This window comes from Nocardia puris (assembly GCF_036051655.1).
Classification (GTDB): Bacteria; Actinomycetota; Actinomycetes; order Mycobacteriales; family Mycobacteriaceae; genus Nocardia; species Nocardia puris.
In genome coordinates, this window is sequence record NZ_CP107943.1 from 1,676,656 (window position 1) to 1,697,421 (window position 20,766).

Genomic DNA, 20,766 nt, shown 5'->3' on the forward strand with positions numbered 1-20,766 from the left:
TTCACGGCGATCCGCTGTATCCACAGCCCGTTGTGCGGCCGCCTGTGTATATCTTCGTCAGAGTTATCCACACAATCCACAACTTGATCCACAGGCGGTGGCTATCGTGTCGCCCGTCACCCACAGGGCGGGGCTATAAGCAAACTCTTGGCGAATCCGGGATGAACGGGATCGGGACCCACCCGGCGCGGCCGGTGCCGCTCGTCGAGGCGCGCGCCCGCGAGGACCGGATCCGGGACTCCCCTCCTTGTCATCCCGGAGCCGGCCGGTGCTTCGGCGCCTCGGAACCGCAGCCGTGCGGGTCCCGACATCTACTTGGACGCCGTCCACACCCGATCGGTTCCATAAAAACGAGAACACTAGCGAAAAACTGAAATACCGGGTTCCAGCTGCGACGGTAGGTAGCCTGGGTCACATGAACGTGAGCAGGGGGCTACTCGACGGACTGGACACCAACGGACTCAACACCGCGATCTCCGAGGCCACCTGCCTCGGGCTCGAGGTCGACAAGGACGCGGCGACGCTGCGCCTGGACCTCACGGTGCTGACACTGCCCGCCGACGGGGCCGACCCGCGCGAGCATCAGGTGCGCATCACCTTCACCGGCGTGAGCCGGGTCGCCGCTTCGCTGCGCATCCAGCGCTGGGACGACATCGAGGCCGAGGTGCTGCCGCTGCAGCTGGAGGGTCTGGACGAGGCCGTCCGCAGCTTCGGCGGCGGCAGGCTGCACGGCTGGGAGTTCATCGACCTCGACGACAGCGGCTGGCAACTCTGGCGCGAACTGCTCAGTTTCGACACCAAGATCGAGGACCGCATCCCGGCGCACGTGCTGGAGTTCTCCCAGGAGGAGGGCATCGATCCGCGCGAGCTCGACGTGCGGGTCTGGTTCGACAATATCGTCGTGCACGACGCCAAGGGCAAGGAGATCGCGCCCGCCGACTTCATCGCGGGCGGCGTCCGCTGGTGGAAGGCCCACGACGCGGGCGACCCCCGCACCCTCCGGCCGGGCATCATCCCCCCGCTGTAGGACGAGTTCCCCACCGCCGCGCACCCCCTGGATGCGCGGCGGTTTCGTGTGCGCACCGTTTCGTTCCGCTCACACGGGTACGAACCACTGCGTGAAGTTCTTCCGTGCGATGGAATGTGGGGGCACGCGGCCCGGTTGGTACGGAACGGGTGTACGAATGATGGTTGGAAGTGCCCATATTTTCCGGGCGCGCACAGCCCGACATAGGAAGGGACATCGTGGCTGAGTACACGCTGCCAGATCTGGACTACGACTACAGCGCTCTGGAGCCCCACATCTCCGGGCAGATCAACGAGCTGCATCATTCCAAGCACCACGCGGCCTACGTCGCGGGCGCCAACACGGCCCTCGAGAAGCTCGAGGCGGCCCGTGAGGCCGGCGACCACGGCGCCATCTTCCTGTACGAGAAGAACCTGGCGTTCCACCTCGGTGGTCACGTGAACCACTCCATCTGGTGGAAGAACCTCTCCCCCAACGGCGGTGACAAGCCGGTCGGCGACCTGGCCGCCGCCATCGACGACCAGTTCGGTTCGTTCGACAAGTTCCGCGCGCAGTTCACCGCCGCCGCCAACGGCCTGCAGGGCTCCGGCTGGGCCGTGCTGGGCTACGACACCCTCGGCCAGAAGCTGCTCACCTTCCAGCTGTACGACCAGCAGGCCAACGTGCCGCTCGGCATCATCCCGCTGCTGCAGGTCGACATGTGGGAGCACGCCTTCTACCTCCAGTACAAGAACGTGAAGGCCGACTACGTCACCGCCTTCTGGAACGTCGTCAACTGGGAAGACGTGCAGAACCGCTTCGCTCGCGCCGTAGACCAGGGCAAGGGTCTGATCTTCTAGCCCGCCTCTCCGCGTTTTTTCGCCGGTCGCGGGTGCCTCGGTCGTTCCTGACCGGGCTGCCGGATCGCCGACGTGCCGAGTTCTGGGCGTACCCGACGAGTTACCCATGTCCGTGCGAAATCAGTTGTTACGTGAAGGCTCCCCGGCCCGTGGTCGGGGAGCCTTTTCGTCTCTCTCCCGTTCCCCTAGCACTCTTTGGTACTTGTGTGCCAGGTGGGTCGAGGGTCATTCTCAGTTTCCACAGTTCGAGGACGGGCAGAGCCGCCCCCGGTTTCACGACGGGAGGCCACCATGCGGACGAACGGGCCGATCGGTGTCACGCCGTTCCATGCGCGCGGGTCGCTGCGCGGATTCGTGATCTCCGGCCGCTGGCCGGACACCACCAAGGAGTGGGCGCAGGTGTTGGTGCTCGCGGTGCGGGTCGCGAGCCTGCCCGGCCTGCTCTCGACCTCCACCGTGTTCGGGGTGCGTGAGGAACTGCCCGACGATCCCGCCCCCGGCACCGTCGGCCTGGTGCTCGCCGAGGGGCCGGTGCTCGGCGAGGAGGCGGTGGAACCGGGCCGGTTCGCCGAACATCAGCCGCCCGCCCTTTTGATGCTGCATCCGCCCTCGGAGACGCGCCCCTCGCTGCCGGAGTGCGTGGGTGCCGCGTCGGGGTGTGTGCTGTTGCCGGGTGTGCCGCACCTGGGGCTCGAGCATCGCGCGGCCTGGGTGGAGGCCGAATCCGACGGCACGGTCACGTCTTTGGTGAGCCGCGTCGGCCTGGACCCGATCAGCGATCCCGACACCGCCGTGCTGGCGATGCTCCTCGCGGCCTGAGCGCGCCGGATCTGGGCGCGGGCGAACACATTCGCGCGCAGCGACATTCGCATGAGTTGGTGGTTCCGCACGGGCCCGCGCGGTTAGCCTCAGACGGTCGAAAGGATCGTGGAGGAACATGTCTGGCAATCCGCTCGCCGCCGCCGCACCCTGGGAACTGGTCGCCGACGGCTACGCCGAATCGGCGCTCGCGATCATGGCGCCGTTCTCCGCCCGCGCCCTGGAGCTGGCCGGGCTACCGGAGACCGCCCGCGTGCTCGATGTCGCGGCCGGGCCCGGCACGCTGAGCCTGCCCGCCGCGGCGCAGGTCGCGCGGGTCGACGCCGTCGATTTCGCCGAGCCCATGCTGGACCGGCTGCGCGCGGCGGCCGCGGCGGCCGGGCTCACCAATGTCGAGGTCACCCACGGCGACGGCCAGGCGCTGCCGTTCCCCGACGACACCTTCGACGCGGGGTTCTCGATGTTCGGCCTGATGTTCTTCCCCGACCGGCCCAAGGGTTTCGCCGAGTTGTTCCGCGTGCTGCGCCCCGGCGGGGTGGCGGTGGTGTCGAGCTGGGCGCCGGTGGCGGAGTCGCCGCTGATGCGGCTGATGTTCGGCGCGCTCTCGGCGGGCGATCCGGCGATCCGCGAGCCGCAACCGGACTTCCTGAATCTGGAGAACCCGGAGGTGTTCGCCGGGGAGATGAGCGGCGCGGGGTTCGCGGGCGTGTCCATCCAGCGCCACACCTCAGCCGTGGCCTACGACGACCCCGACCATCTGTGGACGGAGATGGCGCGCAGCAGTGCGCCCCTGGTGCTCTTGCGGCGTTCCCTGGGCGAGGATGCGTGGGAGGAGAGGTCGGCTTCGATGCGGGCCTATCTCAACGAGCACTACCGCCCGCACTCCCTCTTGTCGACCACCGCGTTCCTGGGCATCGGCCACAAGCCCGAGCGCTGACGAAAAGGGCCGCCCCCGAGCGGAACTCAGAGGCGGCCCTGTCGCGGGAACGCTTTAGCGCGGCGCCATACGCAGCGCGCCGTCCATGCGGATGGTCTCGCCGTTGAGGTAGTCGTGCTCGACGATGTACTGCGAGAGCTGCGCGTACTCGTCGGGACGGCCGAGACGCGAGGGGAAGGGCACGCCGGCCTCGAGGCCCTTGCGGTACTCCTCGGTGACGCCGGCCAGCATCGGGGTGTCGATGATGCCGGGGGCGATGGTGTTGACGCGGATGCCGAACTGCGCCAGGTCGCGCGCGGCGGGCACCGTCATGCCGTGCACGCCGCCCTTGGAGGCGGAGTAGGCGATCTGGCCGATCTGGCCCTCGAACGCCGCCACGGAGGCGGTGTTGATGACGACGCCGCGCTGGCCGTACTCGTCGACCGGGTCGGTCTTGGCGATCGCGTCGGCGGCCAGGCGCATGACGTTGAAGGTGCCGAGCAGGTTCACCGTGATGACGGTGCGGAACAGCTCCAGATCGTGCGGGCCGTTCTTGGACAGGATGCGCCCGGCCCAGCCGACACCGGCGCAGTTGACCACGATGCGCAGCGGCGCACCGGACTCGACGACCTTCGCGACGGCGGCCGAGACCTCGTCGCCGCTGGTCACGTCGGCCGGGATGAGGGTGACTCCGGCGGGCACGTTGTCGCCGGCGCGCTCGATCGACTGCGGCACGTCCAGGCCGAAGACGGTGGCGCCCAGATCGGCGAAACGCTTGGCGGTGGCGGCGCCGAGGCCGGATGCGCCTCCGGTGATGATGGCGGCGGAACCCGAAATCTCCACGATGGTCCTCTCATTCGTGACAGCCAGTTGGCCTTTCGTCAATTGCACCCTAACGGGTCGCGGTGAGAGGCGGGTCACGGCTCCCTCGCGGGGGCGGAATATTTGCGAACATCGCTGTTCATCGGTGGTATCGTCGCCGCATGAAGCTGTTCACCGGCCCGGCCGTCACCGGCAGGAAGGTGCTGATCACGGGGGCGGCGCGGGGCATCGGCGCCGCACTGGCCCGGCAGCTGCACGCGCACGGCGCGCGGGTGGCGCTACTGGGCCTGGAGCCGGACCTGCTCGCCGAGCTGGCGCACGAGTGCGGTGACGCGCCGTGGCGGTACTGCGACATCGGCGACCCGGCGCAGGTGCAGCGGGTGGTCGACGCGCTCGTCGCCGAACTCGGCGGGCTGGACACGGTGGTCGCCAATGCCGGTGTGGCCAAACAACTCTCGCTGCTGGGCGGCGATCCCGGCGTGCTGGAGGAGACGCTGGCGGTGAACGTGCTCGGCGTGTATTACACGTTGCGCGCGGCGGGCCCGCACGTCTGTCACCCGAGCGGCTACGTGCTCATCATGTGCTCGCTCGCCGCGGCCGTGCACCTGCCGCTGGCCGGGGCCTACAGCGCGTCCAAGGCCGGGGTGGAGGCGCTCGGCCACACCCTGCGCAACGAGGTCCGCCACACCGGCGCCAAGGTGGGCGTGGCCTACTTCGCCGAACTCGACACCGATATGACCACGCGCGGCTTCGGCACCGCCGCGGCCAGGGAAATCCTGGGCCGCAGCACCGTGTCCGGCGTCGCGCCGCTGGGGCCGGCCATCGATGCGACCGAACGCGCGATCGCCCGGCGCAAGCGACAGGTGGTCTCGCCGTGGTGGGTCGCGGTGGTGCTGCCGTTCCGCCCGATCGCCCAGCGGGTGATCGATGTGGCATTGCGCCGCGGCGTCGCCGAGGCCCTCGACATCGCCCGCACCGAGGACGCGCCGTTCACCACCGAACAGCCCGCCCGCCCGCGCCGCATCGTCCGCTCGGACCGCGACAGCGACCGCCCGGGAGCCCACAGCATGACCGAGTCAGGGCCCGGAGGCGGCAGCTCGCGTCACCACGCGGGGCCCCTCGGGCATGCGAAAGAAGAATCAGCATGACCAACGGGTCCGCTCGCCAATTGCCGAGGGGGCGTCACGGTCTGCCGCGCGAACAGGTCATCGCCGCGCAGCGCGACCGCATCCTGGACGCCATGGCCGACGCGATGGCCGACGGCGGCTACGTGAACACCTCGGTGGCGGCCGTGCTGAAGCGGGCGGGCGTCTCCCGCGAAACCTTCTACGAGCAGTTCCGCTCCAAGGAGCACTGCTTCGAGGCCGCCTTCGAGCGGGCCGTGGAACGGCTGGTGGCGCGGGTGACCTCGGCCTCGACCACCGGCGACTCCGACGGTCCGGATCTGGAACGCATGCGGCGCCTGCTCGACGCGTACTTCGACGGCCTGATCGAAGAACCCGCCTACGCCCGGCTGTATCTGGTGGAGGTGTACGCCGTGGGCTCGCGCGCGGTGGCACGCCGCGCGGAGTTGCAGGAATCGTTCGTCGCCCTGATCGCCGACGTGCTGGGCGCCACCACCGAGGCCCAGCGCTTCGCCTGCCGCACCCTGGCGGCCGCCGTCAGCGCGATGGTCACCGCCCGCATCGCCGCCGACGACATCGACGGCCTGCGCACCCTGCGCGACCCCCTGCTCGACATGGTCCGCCGCGGCGGCGACCTGTACGGCTCGGCGGCCGCCGGACTCTGACAGGGCAGGCCACCCGGGTTTTGGTGTTCACACCGTCCTGGGGCGAGGATGGGGGTATGTCGGAACCAATCGATGTGCCGATCGATGACGACGCGATTCGGCTGGGGCAGTTCCTGAAGCTGGCCAACCTGATCGATTCCGGTTCGGAGGCCAAGACGGTGATCGCCTCGGGACTGGTGCGCGTGAACGACGAGGTCGAACTACGTCGCGGGCGGCAGTTGCACGCCGGTGACGTGGTCGTCCTCGCCGGTCACAAGGTGCGGGTGGCCGCGGGCTGACTCAGTCCTCGGCGCGCACGACGACGCCGTCGTGGTCGCTGTAGAGCACCTCGCCGGGGACGAAGGTGACGCCGCCGAACTCCACCGGCACGTCGCGTTCGCCGCTGCCGGTCTGGGTGCTCTTGCGCGGGTTGGTGCCCAGCGCCTTCACGCCGATGTCGAGGGTGCGCAGGATCGCCGAATCGCGCACCGCGCCGTTGACGATCACGCCGGCCCAGCCGTTGTCCACGCCGCGCCCGGCGATGATGTCGCCGACCAAGGCGGTGTGCACGCTCGCGCCGCCGTCGACCACCAGCACCTTGCCCTCGCCCGGCTCGCTCAGCGTCTGCTTGACCAGCAGGTTGTCCTGGAAGCAGCGGATCGTGGTGATCCGCCCGGAGAACACCTCGCGTCCGCCGAACTGGATGAACTGCGTATCGCAGCTGCGGATCTCGGGGCCGATCTCATCGGCCAGATCGGCGGTGGCAACGTTCACTGATTCGGTCACGGCTGTCAGCTTAGGACGCCCGGCCCACCCCGCGGTTCCGGTGGGTGACCAGGTGTGATCCGGGTCGCTCCGGCGCGGTTCAGGCCCGGCCGTGGCGGCGTTCGTAGGCCAGGCGGGTGTCGGCGGCGCGAGCGCGGGCGCCCGCGTCGGCCAGGGCCGGGTCGAGGCCGTGCTCGAGGAGGCGGTGCCTGCGGAAGACGTAGGTCAGCGCGATGGTGAAGTAGATCAGGGGCAGGTACAGCAGGGCCATCATGGACAGGCCCATCCACAGCGGGCCCGGCAGCAGCAGGAACACGCACAGCAGCGGGATGATCGGGACGAGGATGCGCAGCAGGTAGCGGCGCGTGGCGCCCGGCCCGGTGAGATCCGCGAGCACCCAGTCCGACATCGACGGGGGCAGGGTGCGACCCCAGATGTAGCCGACCCGTTGGACGAAGGTCGGGGTGGTGCGCTCGCTCATGACTGCCATGATCCCACCGGCCGGGCCGGCGTGGGTCAGCCGCGCGCGGCGTGGAATTCGGCGATCTGCTTGATCAGGTTGTCGGTGGTGTGCTTCACCGCGATCTTCACGAACGGCTCGATGGTCCGGCCCAGCGCCTTGCCCGCCAGTCCGCCCGGCACCCGGTAGTCGACGATGGCGTCGACCGTGGACAGGGCGTCGGTCTTGGGGTGGAACAGGAAGGTCGACTCGATCTCGAAGCCCTTGATGGACTTGATCGCGATGGCGAAGTTCTTCTCCCAGCGCACCACCTCGACGCGGGAGTGCAGCGAGGCCGGGCCCAGCTTCATGTGGCCGTCGAACGCGGCGCCGACGCCTTCGGTCTGCTCGGTGACCGGGGTGAAGGACTGGATGCCGTGGAAATAGTTCGGCAGATTCCGGTAGTCGTTGACGTACTCGAACGCGGACTCGGCCGAGGCGGCGCAGTCCGCGACGATCTTCACTTCGGTCATGGCGCCCACCTTAACCGGTGCGCGACCGGCCGCGGGTCACGCCGTGACGGCGAGCGCGGCCGCCAGGCCGAACGCCACCGCCATCACCGTCACCTCCAGCACGGCCCGGCGCAGCGAATCTCCGGCATCCATCCGGTGGTCGGCAGCGCGGCGCACCCAGTCGCGCCGCCACCACCAACCCAGCGCGAGCAGGGCCGCCAGCACCGCCGCTTTGGCCAGCAGGATGCGGCCGTAGCCGGTGTCGACCAGCGCGTGCACCCCGCCCACGCGCACCAGCCCGTTGACCAGCCCGGTCACCCCCACCACACCGACCAGCGGCAGCGCCACCGCCGAGTACCTCGGCAGCGCGGCCGCCCAGCCGCCGCGCGAACGCACCACCAGCGCCAGCGCCGCGAGCAGACCGAACCAGGCGGCGGCCGCCAGCGCGTGGGTGGCGGCCAGCACCGACCCGAACGCCTGCTGCGACATGTGCCCGGTGACGGGGCGCAGGGTGAGCGCGACGGCGGCGAACACCAGCACCAGATCCGGTGCGGCGTCGACCTTTTCGCGGAAGGCCAGCGCGGCGTAGCAGGCGATGGCGCCCGTGCCGATCAGGATGGCGATGCCGACCTGCCCGCCGCTGAGCTCGGTGAGGAAGGTGCCGAACTCGCCCGCGCCCAGCCTGCGCGCGGGCACGCCGACCACCTCGGCCGCCTCGAACACCAGCACCGCGAACTCGGTCGCGCACCACAGCGCGGCCAGCGCCGCGAGCAGCCGCCAGGGCGGCGCGAGCCGGTCGTGCAGCCGGGGCAGCGCGGCCAGCCCGAAGACGGTCGCGCCCGCGCAGTCCGCGAGCACGCGCACGATCGCCTCGGCGGGCAGCGGGCCCGGCGCTGTCAGCAACCACGCGGCGACTACGCCGAGCAGCCCGGCCGGGACGACGAGCAGCAGTGCGCCCGCGTCCCGGCCGCCGGTCGTCGGACGCCGCGACGGACCGCGGTCCTCAGCGCTTCTTCGTCCCACCGCTGAACCCGAACAGGGCCACCGCCAGACCGGCGCCGAACAGCACCACGCCGCCGAGCACGAACACCCACACCGGGATGCCGCCGGAGTCGCCGCCGCCCTGGGCCTCGTCGGTGCGGCCGTCGGCGCGCGGGCCGGGGGTGCCGGTCCCCTGCTCGGTCAGCGTGAACACCCGGTAGCCGCCGACCACGTGCCCGTCGGCCGAGGTCACCCGGTACGCGAGGCGGTACTCACCCGTGGGACCGAGCGCGCCGACGGCCACCTTGACGGTGCGGCCCTCGACCACCGGCTCGCCCTTGGACCACAGGTTCTCGTCGGGCCCGACCACGGTGAGCGACGGGAAGCTCGGCTGGATCTCCTCGTTGAACGTCACGCTGGCCCACTCGGGACCCACCCGGATCGCCTCGCCCTCCTCCGGCACGCTGCCGACCACCGCCGAATGCGCGGCGGCGACGCCGGTCGCGGCGAGCCCGAAGCCCAGCGCGAGCAGGACCGCGACGAGCGCGCGGCGCATCACGACCGCCGCCGGATCAGGTTGCCGAGGCCGAGCGCGACGGCGAACAGTCCGAGCGCCAGGCCCGCGCCGCCCAGCCAGCGGGCGGTGTCGTCGGACTCGTCCGCGGCGTCGGCGCCGGTGTCGGCCGCCGAGGCGTCGACGCCGTGCCCGTCGGAGTGCTCGCCGGAACCGGCGGCCAGGGTGATGCTCGGCGCGGGGGCGGGCACCAGCTTGCCGTCGGCGTCGCTCTGGTTCCAGTCGACGACCTTGCCGTCGCTGTAGACCTGCTTGGCCGGGAACTCGACGCGCTCCTGCTGCGGCATCGGGCCGAACGCGACCGTGAAGCCCTGGAACTGGCCGTCGGTGATGCCGGGCGCGCCGGGTTCGGCGGTCCAGGTGACGGCGACGATCTCGTTCTTGTCGTTGCGGTCCACGCGGGCGCTCCAGCCGGGCACCGGCTGGGTGTAGGCGCTGCGCAGGTTGGGCACCGTCACGGTGACCTCGGTGGTGGCGGCGTCGGTGGGCGACTCGTTGGGCACCCGGAAGGTGACGAACGCGTACCCGCCCTGGGTGGCGCCGGGCGCGTCGGCGGTGATGTGGGCGGCGGCCGTGCCCGCGGTGAACAGGGTGGCGGTGGCGGCCAAGGCCGCCGCGCCACAGGCGCGCGAAAGCGCTGTGCGCATAGGGAATGTCTTTCTGTCCGAGGGGGTTTCGTGGAGGGATTCACACGCACGCGGGCGGCGCGCGCGGACCTGTCGAGACCTTCGGAAGATGGACATAGAAGCTCGCACCGCGCCGGGAACGCAGCGGGGGTTCAGCGACGAGAGGTGTGCGGGGCGCGTATCGCACGGCACGGATGACGCTCGATACGAGCCCGTAGAACCGCTCCGCCGCGAGGATCAGCAGCGCGCAGACGAATGTCGCGACGATGTGCGCGAAAAGCATCCACCCGCCGGGCACTAGACCCGCCATAGACGAACTGGTCTGCGCCACATGCGAGCCCCCGCCGGCGTGACCGGTCATTCCCCCGAGCACGACGTGCCCGGCCGCTTGACCGAGCCCGAGCACCGCCAGCAACCGGAACCCGCCCCCGGCAAGGGCATTCGAGGGCGTCCGCGCGAAAGTGCCACCGGCTCGGGACAAGTCGGCACCCACCACCGGACGGGAACCACGCGCCGCCGCCGCGCACCCGGCGACTACCGAAACCGCCAGTAGCAGGGCGAATTCCGCCGAATCGGGGTAGCCGCCGCCCGCCGCGCCGTGGGCCGCGACCGCGAGCCCGCCGACCAGCGCACCGGCCGCGCCGCCGCGCGGCGGGCCGGTGCCCCGATCGACAGACATCCGGACTCAGTTCACGCCGAGGCGCGCCAGCACATCGGCTTCGATGCCGGACAGCTCGTGCGAGATGGAGGTGTGCACCGCGCGCCTGCGAGTGGCGGGCATCTGCTCGGCGGTGCGCACCGCGGCGTCCAGGCTGCCCAGGCGCTCGCGGGTGGTGGCCACGAACTTCTGCGTGTCGGGGCTCTCCAGCTTGCCCAGCGCGGCCTCGGTGTTGGCGATGCGCGCCTGCAACTTGCCGCCGTGCCCGGCGAAGTCGCCGAGCTGATCGACGCCGACGCCCAGCTGATGCGCGCGGCGGGTGTCGAGCTGCCCGCGCACGAAGGTGGCGCCCCGGTAGGCCAGCGGCGCGAGCACCGGCACCAGCACCCGGGCCACGCCGATGTACTTGCGCACCTGGCTCGCGCTGAACGGGTCCCGCTCGGCCTTGGCGGCCGCCTTGAGCGCGGCCTTCTCCTCGGCCTGCAGCGTGGCGATCTGCTGCTTGGCCACCTTGCGCTGGGTGCGCGCCTCGGCGCGGCGGGACTTGCGGTCGTTCTTCGCGAGCAGTTTGGCCTCGACCGCCGCCTTGTGCTTGAGGGCTTTGGCCTCGGCCCGGCGACTCGGTCGCCGCTTGCGCTTCGTGAACAACCCCATCGGAAGGCCCTCCGTCATGCTGTGTGTGGGCAGCGTCGCAGCGTCTGCCGTCTACCACGCGGTTCGCGCCCACCTTATCGGGTGCGGGCGCCGGGCAGCGAGGGCACACCGTGTCCTGTCGGGGGTCTGGACCATACTGCATACGTGGATTCGGGCAGCGGCGACCGCGAGGGTCGAGACGAGGGGCACCCGGCCGACACGCGGCCGGGTGCGAGTCGCACCGCGTTCTTGGACGCCCGCGCGCTCATCGGCTGCAGGCACCGATTGCGTATGGACGCCGCGCATCCCGAGATCGTGCGCGGCGTCGCCGAGGATCCGGGCGTGCGCCAGCGCCGCGACGCCGCCGCCGCGCACCGCGACAAGGTGCGCGAGACCCTGGTGGCCGACGCGCCCGAGGCCTGGGTGGTGATCGATCCGGCCCTGCGCGCCGGCGACCGGGCCGAGGCCACGCTGCGCGCGTGTGAACAAGGGGCACACCGCATCTGGGGCGGGCTGCTGCCGCAGGAACCCGACACCGGCAGGCGCGGCGGCGCGGAGATCCTGCTGCGCGATCTGGACCGCGGCGGCTACATCCCCGTCATCGTGGTGAACCACAAGGTCACCGATCCGCGCCGTCCCGAACCCGCCGACTTCCACCCCGTCACCTCCGATCTGTTCCGCTGGGACCCGCGCCCCGACCCGGCCCGCAAACTGCGCCAGCAGCCGCGCGACCAGCAGCGCCTGGCCCACCTGTACCGGATGTTGCAGCGCCGCGGCCTGGCCAGCCCGTCGCTGCTGGGCGGCGTGATCGGCTATCACTTCGACCGCATCCTGGTGCACGACGTGGCCCCGATCCTGGCCGACTACGACCGCCGCTACGCCGACCGTATCGCGGTGGTGCGCGGCGAACTGCCCACCGAACCGTCCAAGGTGCCCGAGTGCAGGCAGTGCCCGTGGTGGACGCGCGGGGTGGATGGGCCCAGCTGCGAATCCTGGCTGATCGAGCACCGTGACGTGAGCGTCGTGGCGCCGGGTTCGCGCGCCGACGTGCTGCGCGGCCACGGCGTGCGCACCATCGACGACCTGGCCGCCTGGCAGGGCCCCGACCCGCAGGACTGGCAGCACGGCCCGTTCGACGAGGCGGTGGTCACCGCGCGGGCGTGGCTGGCGGGCGCCCCGCTGGTGCGCCGCTTCGACCGGGTGCGGGTGCGTCGCGCCGACGTCGAGGTGGACGTGGATCTGGAGAGCTTCCAGGAGTTCGGCGCCTACCTGTGGGGCACCCTGCTCGACGGCGTGTACCGCCCGTTCGTGACCTGGGATCCGCTGCCCACCGAGGACGAGGGCCGCTCCTTCGGCGAGTTCTGGACCTGGCTGATGACCGTGCGCGCCCAGGCCGTCGCGGCGGGCAAGACCTTCGCCGCCTACTGCTATTCGCGCACGGCCGAGGACAAATGGCTCTACGAATCGGCCAAGCGTTTCGCGGGCAGGCCCGGCGTGCCCACCGTCGAGCAGGTGCGCGCCTTCGTGGACGGCCCCGAATGGGTCGACATGTTCCAGGCCGTCACCGATCAGTTCATCTGCCCGAACGGCAAGGGCCTCAAGAAGATCGCGCCGGTGGCGGGCTTCTCCTGGCGCGATCCCGAGGCCGGCGGCGAGGCGTCGATGAGCTGGTACCGGCTGGCCGTCGGCTACGACGCGCCCCCCGACCTGAGCCAGCGCACCCGCCTGTTCGAGTACAACGAGGACGATGTGCGCGCCACCTGGGTGCTGCGCGAATGGATGGCGCCCAAGACGCCGAATCCGCACTGCGCCGAGCTCGAGGTGCCCGCCCTGGCCGACTTCGGCGACCCGCCGCGGGTGCGCTCCGGGGACGCCTCCGCCGCCGGTTCCGCGGTGCGCCCGTAGCGGTAACATCGCGACGTGACTCAGCACGTCGAACAACTCGAGTTCCAGGCAGAAACTCATCAGCTGCTCGAGCTGATGATCCACTCCGTCTACTCCAACAAGGACACCTTCCTCCGGGAGCTGATCTCGAACGCGTCCGACGCGCTGGACAAGCTGCGGCTGGCGTCCTTCCAGGACAAGGACCTGGCCGTCGACACCTCCGATCTGCACATCGCGCTGGAGGTCGACGGCGACAATCGGGTCCTCACCGTCCGGGACAACGGCATCGGCATGTCCCGCGCCGAGGTCGTCGACCTGATCGGCACCCTGGCCAAGTCGGGTACCGCCGAGCTGCGCAGGCAGTTGCGCGACGCGAAGTCCGAGGCCGCGGCCGAGGAGCTGATCGGCCAGTTCGGCATCGGCTTCTACTCGACGTTCATGGTGGCCGACAAGGTCGCCCTGACCACCCGCAAGGCGGGCGAGTCCGAGGGCACCCGCTGGGAGGCCGGGGCGGGCAGCTCGACCTACACCATCGAAGAGGTCGCCGACGCGCCGCAGGGCACCGCGGTGACGCTGCACCTCAAGCCCGCCGACCCCGACGACCACCTCTTCGACTACACGCAGGAGTGGAAGCTCCGCGAGATCGTCAAGAAGTACTCCGATTTCATCGCCTGGCCGATCCGCATGGAGGTCGAGCGCACCGTCACCGAGGGTGAGGGCGAGGAGAAGCAAGAGAAGACGATCGTCGAGACGCAGACGCTGAACTCGCAGAAGGCCCTGTGGACACGGCCCAAGAGCGAGGTCTCCGACGAGGAGTACAAGGAGTTCTACAAGCACGTCTCGCACGCGTGGGACGATCCGCTCGAGATCATCCCGCTCAAGGCCGAGGGCACCTTCGAATACCAGGCGCTGCTGTTCCTGCCCTCGCACGCGCCGTTCGACCTGTTCACCCGCGAGCACAAGCGCGGTGTGCAGCTCTACGTCAAGCGGGTGTTCATCATGGACAACTGCGAAGAGCTCATGCCGGAGTACCTGCGGTTCGTCAAGGGTGTGGTGGACGCGCAGGACCTGTCGCTGAACGTGTCGCGCGAGATCCTGCAGCAGGACCGCCAGATCCAGATGATCCGCAAGCGGCTGGTGAAAAAGGTGCTGTCCACGGTCAAGGACCTGCAGGGCGCCGAGGACCAGACCAAGTACCAGACGTTCTGGAAGGAGTTCGGGCGCGTCCTCAAGGAGGGCCTGCTCTCGGACTTCGACAACCGCGAGACGCTGCTGCAGGTGTCGTCGTTCGCGTCCACGCACTCCGAGTCGGAGCTGACCACGCTCGCGCAGTACGTGGAGCGGATGAAGGACGGCCAGGACGCGATCTACTACATGACCGGCGAGTCCCGCCAGCAGGTGGAGAGCTCCCCGCACCTGGAGGCTTTCCAGGCCAAGGGCCTGGAGGTGCTGATCCTGACCGATCCGGTCGACGAGATGTGGGTCGGCTCGGTGCCGGAGTTCGAGGGCAAGCGGTTCCAGTCCATCGCCAAGGGCGAGGTGGATCTGGAGACCGAGGAGGAGAAGAAGGAGTCCGAGAAGCTGCGCGAGCAGCAGGACAAGGACTTCGCCGAGCTGCTGAGCTGGCTGGGCAAGACGCTCGAGGACAGCGTGAAGCAGGTGCGCCTGACCAACCGGCTCACCACCTCGCCCGCCTGCCTGGTCGGCGACACGTTCGATTTCACGCCGATGCTCGAGCGCATGTACCGGGCGTCGGGGCAGATCGTGCCCGAGTCCAAGCGGATTCTCGAGCTCAACCCGACCCACCCGCTGGTCACCGGCCTGCGCGACGCCTACGACACGCGCAAGCCCGATGCCGACGAGGGCAAAGTGCCCGAGCTCACAGAAACCGCCGAACTGCTCTACGGCACGGCCGTGCTGGCCGAGGGCGGCGAGCTGAAGGACCCGGCGCGCTTCGCCCACATCCTCACCGATCGGCTCACCCGGACGCTGTAGATCGATCCCGAAAGGCCCTCTCCCGCAACGGGAGAGGGCCTTTTCGCGTATCTGAGCCCGGTCGCGTCCGGTCACCGCATCCGGGTGTGCGGTGTTTGCGGACAGCAATGTGAGGGTTACCTGAAACTGTGGGTTGGTATCCCAAACTTATTGCGCGCATTGGGTTTTCGTGATGCGCGGTGTTGTCGGCGGTGCGGTTGCCGAGGTAGGGTCGGTGGCAGCGAAGGGGAGTAGCCCCCAATCATGCGGTCGACATACTGACCCACACCCTCGGTGCGGGTCCGGTCGCATGAACCGGAACGACCTCCGGTGGGCGAGACCTTCGGCCTGAACAACTACTCGTTGTCGGCCGGAGGCGTATGCACCCCCGGCGGGCCGGAGATCCGGGAGCACGCGACACATGACAGCCACCATCCTGCTGAGCATCGGCATCGTCTTCCTCGCCGAACTCGGCGACAAGTCCCAGCTCATGGCGCTGACGTTCGCGCTGCGCTATCGCTGGTGGGTGGTGCTCGGCGGTATCGCGACCGCGACGGCCATGGTGCACGTCCTCTCGGTCGCGGTCGGCCACTCCCTCGGCGCGGCGCTGCCGACCGAGGCCATCGCGCTGCTCGCCGCGCTCACCTTCCTCGCCGTCGGCCTCTGGACGCTGCGCGAGAACCTCGGCGAGGACGACGAGGACGACACCCCGAAGGTCTCCCGGTTCGCCACGGCGGCGCCCTTCCTCGTGGTGGTCTCGGCCTTCCTGCTCTCCGAACTGGGCGATCGCACCATGTTCGCCACCGCCGCCCTGGCCACCGAGAACGACTGGTTCGGCGTGTGGATCGGCTCCACCATCGGCATGGTGATCGCCGACGCGCTGGCCATCGCGGTCGGCATCCTGGTCGGCAAGCACCTGCCCGAGCGGGCCATCGGCCTCGGCTCGGCCCTGCTGTTCCTGTTCTTCGGCGCGATGTCGCTGACGAGCGCGCTCGCCCCGGATCTGGGCGCCCTGCCCGCGGCCGCGCTCGCCGCGATCGCGCCGCTACTGGCCGGCGCGTTCGCCTGGTGGTGCCGGCGCCGTGCCGTCGCGCAGCGCGGCGGCGGCCGCGCCGAGCACGCCGTTGAGCGCGCCGACGAACTCCAGTAGCCGCGCGAGTTCCGCGTCGTCACGACGGTCGAGCTCGCCCGCCACGCCCGCGCCCAGCCCGGCGAACAGCGGCGTCACCGCGGCGGCCGCCCGCTCGGCGACCAACTCGACCCGCACCCGCCTGCGATCGCCCGGATCGCGTTCGCGCCGCACATAACCCGCGCGCTCGAGCCGGTCGACCATCGCCGTGACCGCGCCGCCGTTGGTGATGCCGATGCGGCGGGCGAGCTCCCCCGGCGTGCTCGGACCGTCCATGGAGAGCATGTTCAGGCAGCTCAGATCGGTGATCGTGATGCCGAGCCGCGCCGCGACGGCCGAGTGGAACACGACCGTGCGCACGGCCTGGGTGCGCAACTCCCGCAGCAGCGAGTTCAGGGTCTCGGTCCGGGCTTTCCCCGATGTCATGGGCGCGCACGCCTCCTACTCTCTCTGAAATAGAGATACTCGAACTCCGAGAGTATCACCGGCTCAGGGAGAGTGACCGATGACGACCGGGAGAACGATCGCGCTGTGGGCGCTGGTGATCTTCGTGGGCATCCAGTTCGGCGCGGGGTGGTACGAGAAGCTGGCGATCGTCCCGCTGTGGACGGACGTGCCCACCGACCAGACCCTCACCGCCATGGAGGAGTCCGGCATGAAACGGGCGGGGCGGGCGTTCTGGCCGTTCGTCTCGCCGGTCGTGGCGCTGCTCGCGGTGGTGAATCTGTTGCTGGCGCGCCGCGCGCCGGCACCGATGCGGCGGTGGTGGCTGCTCGGCGCCGCGGTGATGACCGCCTACGCCGTGGTCAGCTACGCGTATTTCGTGCCGCAGATGTTGATGTTCCAGTCCGGGGGTGCGGACTGGTCGGCGGAGCGGGTGGACACCTTCGTCACCTGGTGGACCGGGCTGAACTACGCCCGCATGGCCCTGGGCGGCGCGGGCTGGCTGTGCCTGCTGCGCGCGCTGTCACTGTCGGGGGCCCACGGCGCGCCGGTTCGATCACGCAACGTCCCCAGGTACACACTGGATCGGTGACTTCCACGCAGGACGGCCAACGCACCGAGATCGACGCGGCGCCGGACACCCCGGCGCCGCCGGTTCCGCACCGTGGGCACGGCAGGTTCGTGCGGGTCCCGCACATCGCGGGGACGGTGCTGGGCGTTTTCGCGGTGCTGTGTTTCCTGTGGAGCCTCTCGCCCGCGCTGCGGTTCCTGACCCAGGCGCCGCGCCGCTACATCGACGACTACTACTTCGACGCGCCCGACACGAACCTCATGTGGGCGCTGATCGTCGGACTGCTGGCGGGGGCTATCGCCAGCCGCAAGCGGATCGCCTGGTGGTTGCTGGTCGGCTACCTGGCGCTGTTCGCCTTCGCGAACGTGCTGGAGTTCGCCGGGGAGGGCAACGTCCACGCGTTGATCGCGATGGTCGTGCAGCTCGCCGTGATCGGCGTGCTGATCGCCTCGTGGAGCGAGTTCTACACGCGGGTGCGGCCGGGTGCGGTGCGCAAGGCGCTGGGCGTGCTGGCCGGCGGCCTGGCGGCGGGCTGCCTGCTGGGCTGGGGGCTGGTGGAACTGTTCCCGGGTTCGCTGCCCGGTGGCTGGCAGCGGCCCGCGTGGGCGGTGTACCGGGTGACGGCGGCCATCCTGGTGGAGAACGAGCACTTCGACGGGCATCCGCGCCCGTTCGTGAACTTCCTGCTCGGCCTGTTCGGCGCGCTCGCGCTGCTGGCGGCGGTCATCGTGCTGTTGCGCTCGCAGCGCGCGGAGAACGCGATGACCGGGCTCGACGAGTCGGCCATCCGCGGCCTGCTGGAACGCTCCGACGTGGAGGATTCGCTCGGGTACTTCGCCACCCGGCGCGACAAGGCGGTGGTCTTCGCGCCCAGCGGTAAGGCGGCTGTCACCTATCGCGTGGAGCTGGGCGTCTGCCTGGCCTCCGGTGATCCGATCGGCGGGCGCGAGGCCTGGCCGCAGGCGATCGACGCCTGGCTGCGCATGGCGGATCAGTTCGGCTGGGCGCCCGCGGTGATGGGCGCGAGCGAACTGGGCGCGACGGCCTACCGGCGCGCGGGCCTCTCCGCGCTGCGGCTCGGCGACGAGGCGATCCTGGACACGCGGAGCTTCTCGCTGGCGGGCCCGGAGATGAAGCAGGTGCGCCAGGCCGCCAACCGGCTGCGCAAACACGGTGTGACCGTGCGCATCCGCCGCCACCGCGACATTCCCGCCGAGGATTTCGCCTCGATCATCGCTCGCGCCGAGGCCTGGCGCGACACCGAGACCGAACGCGGCTTCTCCATGGCGCTGGGCCGGCTCGGCGACCCGCTCGACGGCGACTGCCTGCTGGTGGAGGCGGTGAACCCGCAGGAGAAGGTGCTCGGCATGCTGTCGCTGGTGCCGTGGGGCCGCACCGGCGCCTCGCTGGAACTGATGCGCCGCGATCCGCACAGCCCCAACGGCGTGATGGAGCTGATGATCTCCCAGCTCGCGCTGAACTCCGACCAGTACGCGATCACCAAGGTGTCGCTGAACTTCGCGGTGTTCCGCGCGGTGTTCGAGGAGGGCGGGCGCATCGGCGCGGGCCCGGTGCTGCGGATGTGGCGCGGGGTGCTGCTGTTCTTCTCGCGCTGGTGGCAGCTCGAGGCGCTGTACCGGTCGAACGTGAAGTACCAGCCGCACTGGGTGCCGCGATTCTTCCTGTTCGAGGAGCGCAGGCAGTTGCCGCGGGTGGCGATGGCCAGCGCCCTGGCCGAGGGCTTCCTGCCGCGCCTGGGCAAGGAGCCCGACGCCAGCGCGCACACCGGCCTGCACAGCGCGGTGCCCCCGGGCGTCACCGGTCTGCACCCCGACGGCAGCCCGCCGGAATCGTCGGAAGACGAACTGGCCGAACAGCTTCCGAAGCGCCCCGAGCAGGTGCGGGTGCGCATGGACAAGCTGGACCGGATGGTCGCGGCCGGCGTCGACCCCTACCCCGTGGCCTATCCCCCGACGCACACCGTCGCGGCGGCGCGGCGCTCCCCGCGCGGCACCACCGTGCGGGTGTGCGGCAGGCTGCTGCGCATCCGCGACTACGGCGGCGTGATCTTCGCCGTGCTGCGCGACTGGACCGACGACATCCAGCTGGTCATCGACCGCGAACGGGTCGGCGCGCGGCGCAGCGCCGAATTCGGCGAGTACTTCGACCTGGGCGACCTCATCGAGGTGAGCGGCCAGATCGGGCGCAGCCGCCGCGGCGAACTGTCGCTGCTGGCGGCGGACTGGCGGATGAACGGCAAATGCCTGCACCCGCTGCCTGACAAGTGGAAGGGCCTGGCCGATCCCGAGGCGCGCGTGCGCCAGCGCTACGTGGACATGGCGATCAACGCCGAGACCCGCGAGGTGATGGCCAAGCGCAGCGCGGTGGTGCGCTCGCTGCGCGATTCGCTGAACTCGTGGGGCTACCTGGAGGTGGAGACGCCGATCCTGCAACAGGTGCACGGCGGCGCCAACGCCACGCCGTTCCTCACCCACATCAACGCCTACGACCTGGACCTGTACCTGCGCATCGCGCCCGAGCTCTACCTCAAGCGGCTGTGTGTGGGCGGGATGGAGAAGGTGTTCGAGCTGGGGCGCACGTTCCGCAACGAGGGCGTGGACTTCAGCCACAATCCCGAGTTCACCATCCTGGAGGCGTACGAGGCGCACAGCGACTACGAGCGGATGATGCACACCTGCCGCCACCTGATCCAGAACGCGGCGATGGCGGCGAACGGGTCGATGGTCGCGCTGCGGCCCGCCGCGGACGGGTCGTTCGAGCAGGTGGACATCTCCGGCGAGTGGCCGGTGAAGACGGTGCACGGCGCGGTGTCGGAGAAGGTCGGCGCGCAGGTGTCGCCGGAGACGAATGCCGAAGAGCTCCAGGCGATCTGCGACCGGGTCGGGGTGCCCTACCTGCACGGGTGGGACGCCGGGCAGATCGTGCTGGAGATGTACGAGCACCTGGTGGAGGCCACCACCGAGGCGCCCACGTTCTACATCAACTTCCCCACCTCGGTGTCGCCGCTGACGCGCTCGCACCGCAGCATCGCGGGGGTCACCGAACGCTGGGATCTGGTGGCGTGGGGCGTGGAACTCGGCACGGCCTACAGCGAACTCACCGATCCGGTGGAACAGCGCCGCCGTCTCACCGAGCAGTCCATGCTGGCGGCGGGCGGCGATCCGGAGGCGATGGAGCTGGACGAGGACTTCCTGCAAGCCCTCGAACACGCCATGCCGCCCACGGGCGGGCTCGGGATGGGCGTCGACCGGGTCGTCATGCTCATCACCGGCCGCAGCATCCGCGAGACCCTGCCGTTCCCGCTGGTGAAACCCCGCTGAGGCGAATCCGGGTTCGACACGTCCGCGGCCGGGTAACACCAACC

At 70.3% G+C, this 20,766-nt stretch carries 22 protein-coding genes; 12 read left to right on the plus strand and 10 right to left on the minus strand.

Annotated elements, in window-relative coordinates; translation table 11 throughout:
- Positions 1-415 precede the first annotated feature (415 nt).
- From OHB21_RS07380 to OHB21_RS07395, 4 genes are all read left to right on the plus strand, one after another.
- The gene (locus OHB21_RS07380) at positions 416-1,027 is read left to right on the plus strand and encodes a hypothetical protein (protein WP_067509917.1); all 612 of its coding nucleotides are present in this window, start codon (positions 416-418) and stop codon (positions 1,025-1,027) included.
- Positions 1,028-1,245: 218 nt separating this feature from the next.
- Positions 1,246-1,866, plus strand: coding sequence for a superoxide dismutase (locus OHB21_RS07385; protein WP_067509919.1), 621 nt, complete (start codon positions 1,246-1,248; stop codon positions 1,864-1,866).
- Between the two features lie 291 nt (positions 1,867-2,157).
- A complete protein-coding gene (locus tag OHB21_RS07390) occupies positions 2,158-2,685 on the plus strand; it encodes a peptidase (RefSeq protein WP_195124933.1) in 528 nt (175 codons plus the stop codon).
- A 118-nt stretch (positions 2,686-2,803) separates the two neighbouring features.
- The gene (locus OHB21_RS07395; RefSeq protein ID WP_195124934.1) at positions 2,804-3,622 is read left to right on the plus strand and encodes a class I SAM-dependent methyltransferase; all 819 of its coding nucleotides are present in this window, start codon (positions 2,804-2,806) and stop codon (positions 3,620-3,622) included.
- A gap of 54 nt (positions 3,623-3,676) precedes the next feature.
- Here OHB21_RS07395 and OHB21_RS07400 read toward each other — a convergent pair whose 3' ends face one another.
- The gene (locus OHB21_RS07400; protein ID WP_067509925.1) at positions 3,677-4,444 is read right to left on the minus strand and encodes an SDR family NAD(P)-dependent oxidoreductase; all 768 of its coding nucleotides are present in this window, start codon (positions 4,442-4,444) and stop codon (positions 3,677-3,679) included.
- A 140-nt stretch (positions 4,445-4,584) separates the two neighbouring features.
- On the opposite strand from OHB21_RS07400, the gene OHB21_RS07405 reads away from it, so the two are divergent.
- The 3 genes from OHB21_RS07405 to OHB21_RS07415 are packed head-to-tail and all read left to right on the plus strand — an operon-like array spanning position 4,585 to position 6,490.
- Positions 4,585-5,571 carry an SDR family NAD(P)-dependent oxidoreductase gene (locus tag OHB21_RS07405; RefSeq protein ID WP_084537748.1) on the plus strand — a complete coding sequence of 329 codons (987 nt, stop codon included), beginning with the start codon at positions 4,585-4,587 and terminating at the stop codon, positions 5,569-5,571.
- Positions 5,568-6,212, plus strand: coding sequence for a TetR/AcrR family transcriptional regulator (locus tag OHB21_RS07410; RefSeq protein WP_067509927.1), 645 nt, complete (start codon positions 5,568-5,570; stop codon positions 6,210-6,212). The genes OHB21_RS07405 and OHB21_RS07410 overlap by 4 nt, the downstream gene beginning before the upstream one ends.
- 56 nt (positions 6,213-6,268) lie before the next feature.
- Entirely contained in the window at positions 6,269-6,490 is a 222-nt protein-coding gene (locus OHB21_RS07415) for an RNA-binding S4 domain-containing protein (protein WP_067509929.1), read from the plus strand.
- Position 6,491: 1 nt separating this feature from the next.
- Here the strand turns inward: OHB21_RS07415 and rraA are convergent, their stop codons facing one another.
- The 8 genes from rraA to OHB21_RS07455 all read right to left on the minus strand — a co-directional run bounded on the left by rraA (position 6,492) and on the right by OHB21_RS07455 (position 11,400).
- Complete coding sequence (rraA, locus tag OHB21_RS07420) at positions 6,492-6,977, minus strand: ribonuclease E activity regulator RraA (protein WP_067509932.1); 486 nt, start codon at positions 6,975-6,977, stop codon at positions 6,492-6,494.
- Between the two features lie 79 nt (positions 6,978-7,056).
- Complete coding sequence (locus OHB21_RS07425; RefSeq protein WP_195124935.1) at positions 7,057-7,437, minus strand: DUF5313 family protein; 381 nt, start codon at positions 7,435-7,437, stop codon at positions 7,057-7,059.
- A 35-nt stretch (positions 7,438-7,472) separates the two neighbouring features.
- Complete coding sequence (locus OHB21_RS07430; protein ID WP_067509936.1) at positions 7,473-7,928, minus strand: SRPBCC family protein; 456 nt, start codon at positions 7,926-7,928, stop codon at positions 7,473-7,475.
- 36 nt (positions 7,929-7,964) lie between these two features.
- Complete coding sequence (locus tag OHB21_RS07435) at positions 7,965-8,930, minus strand: CopD family protein (protein ID WP_084537749.1); 966 nt, start codon at positions 8,928-8,930, stop codon at positions 7,965-7,967.
- Positions 8,911-9,444, minus strand: coding sequence for a copper resistance CopC family protein (locus OHB21_RS07440; protein WP_067509938.1), 534 nt, complete (start codon positions 9,442-9,444; stop codon positions 8,911-8,913). Before OHB21_RS07440 ends, OHB21_RS07435 begins: the two co-directional genes overlap by 20 nt.
- Complete coding sequence (locus OHB21_RS07445) at positions 9,444-10,109, minus strand: YcnI family protein (RefSeq protein WP_067509940.1); 666 nt, start codon at positions 10,107-10,109, stop codon at positions 9,444-9,446. Before OHB21_RS07445 ends, OHB21_RS07440 begins: the two co-directional genes overlap by 1 nt.
- A gap of 40 nt (positions 10,110-10,149) precedes the next feature.
- The gene (locus OHB21_RS07450) at positions 10,150-10,767 is read right to left on the minus strand and encodes a hypothetical protein (protein ID WP_195124936.1); all 618 of its coding nucleotides are present in this window, start codon (positions 10,765-10,767) and stop codon (positions 10,150-10,152) included.
- A 6-nt stretch (positions 10,768-10,773) separates the two neighbouring features.
- Complete coding sequence (locus OHB21_RS07455; RefSeq protein WP_067509953.1) at positions 10,774-11,400, minus strand: DUF6474 family protein; 627 nt, start codon at positions 11,398-11,400, stop codon at positions 10,774-10,776.
- 228 nt (positions 11,401-11,628) lie between these two features.
- On the opposite strand from OHB21_RS07455, the gene OHB21_RS07460 reads away from it, so the two are divergent.
- From OHB21_RS07460 to OHB21_RS07470, 3 genes are all read left to right on the plus strand, one after another.
- Entirely contained in the window at positions 11,629-13,284 is a 1,656-nt protein-coding gene (locus tag OHB21_RS07460; protein WP_407675231.1) for a TM0106 family RecB-like putative nuclease, read from the plus strand.
- A 15-nt stretch (positions 13,285-13,299) separates the two neighbouring features.
- A complete protein-coding gene (gene htpG / locus OHB21_RS07465) occupies positions 13,300-15,258 on the plus strand; it encodes a molecular chaperone HtpG (protein WP_067509945.1) in 1,959 nt (652 codons plus the stop codon).
- Between the two features lie 400 nt (positions 15,259-15,658).
- A complete protein-coding gene (locus OHB21_RS07470) occupies positions 15,659-16,387 on the plus strand; it encodes a TMEM165/GDT1 family protein (RefSeq protein ID WP_113975116.1) in 729 nt (242 codons plus the stop codon).
- On the opposite strand, the gene OHB21_RS07475 is transcribed toward OHB21_RS07470, so the two are convergent.
- Positions 16,283-16,792, minus strand: a complete 510-nt coding sequence (locus OHB21_RS07475; protein ID WP_113975115.1) for a MarR family winged helix-turn-helix transcriptional regulator — start codon at positions 16,790-16,792, stop codon at positions 16,283-16,285. The genes OHB21_RS07470 and OHB21_RS07475 overlap by 105 nt on opposite strands.
- A 79-nt stretch (positions 16,793-16,871) precedes the next feature.
- Between OHB21_RS07475 and OHB21_RS07480 the strand changes: the two genes are divergently transcribed.
- A complete protein-coding gene (locus tag OHB21_RS07480) occupies positions 16,872-17,402 on the plus strand; it encodes a DUF1772 domain-containing protein (RefSeq protein WP_067514581.1) in 531 nt (176 codons plus the stop codon).
- On the plus strand, positions 17,399-20,722 hold the full coding sequence (lysX, locus tag OHB21_RS07485; RefSeq protein WP_067514580.1) for a bifunctional lysylphosphatidylglycerol synthetase/lysine--tRNA ligase LysX: 3,324 nt from the start codon (positions 17,399-17,401) through the stop codon (positions 20,720-20,722). Before OHB21_RS07480 ends, lysX begins: the two co-directional genes overlap by 4 nt.
- The last annotated feature ends 44 nt before the right edge of the window (positions 20,723-20,766 follow it).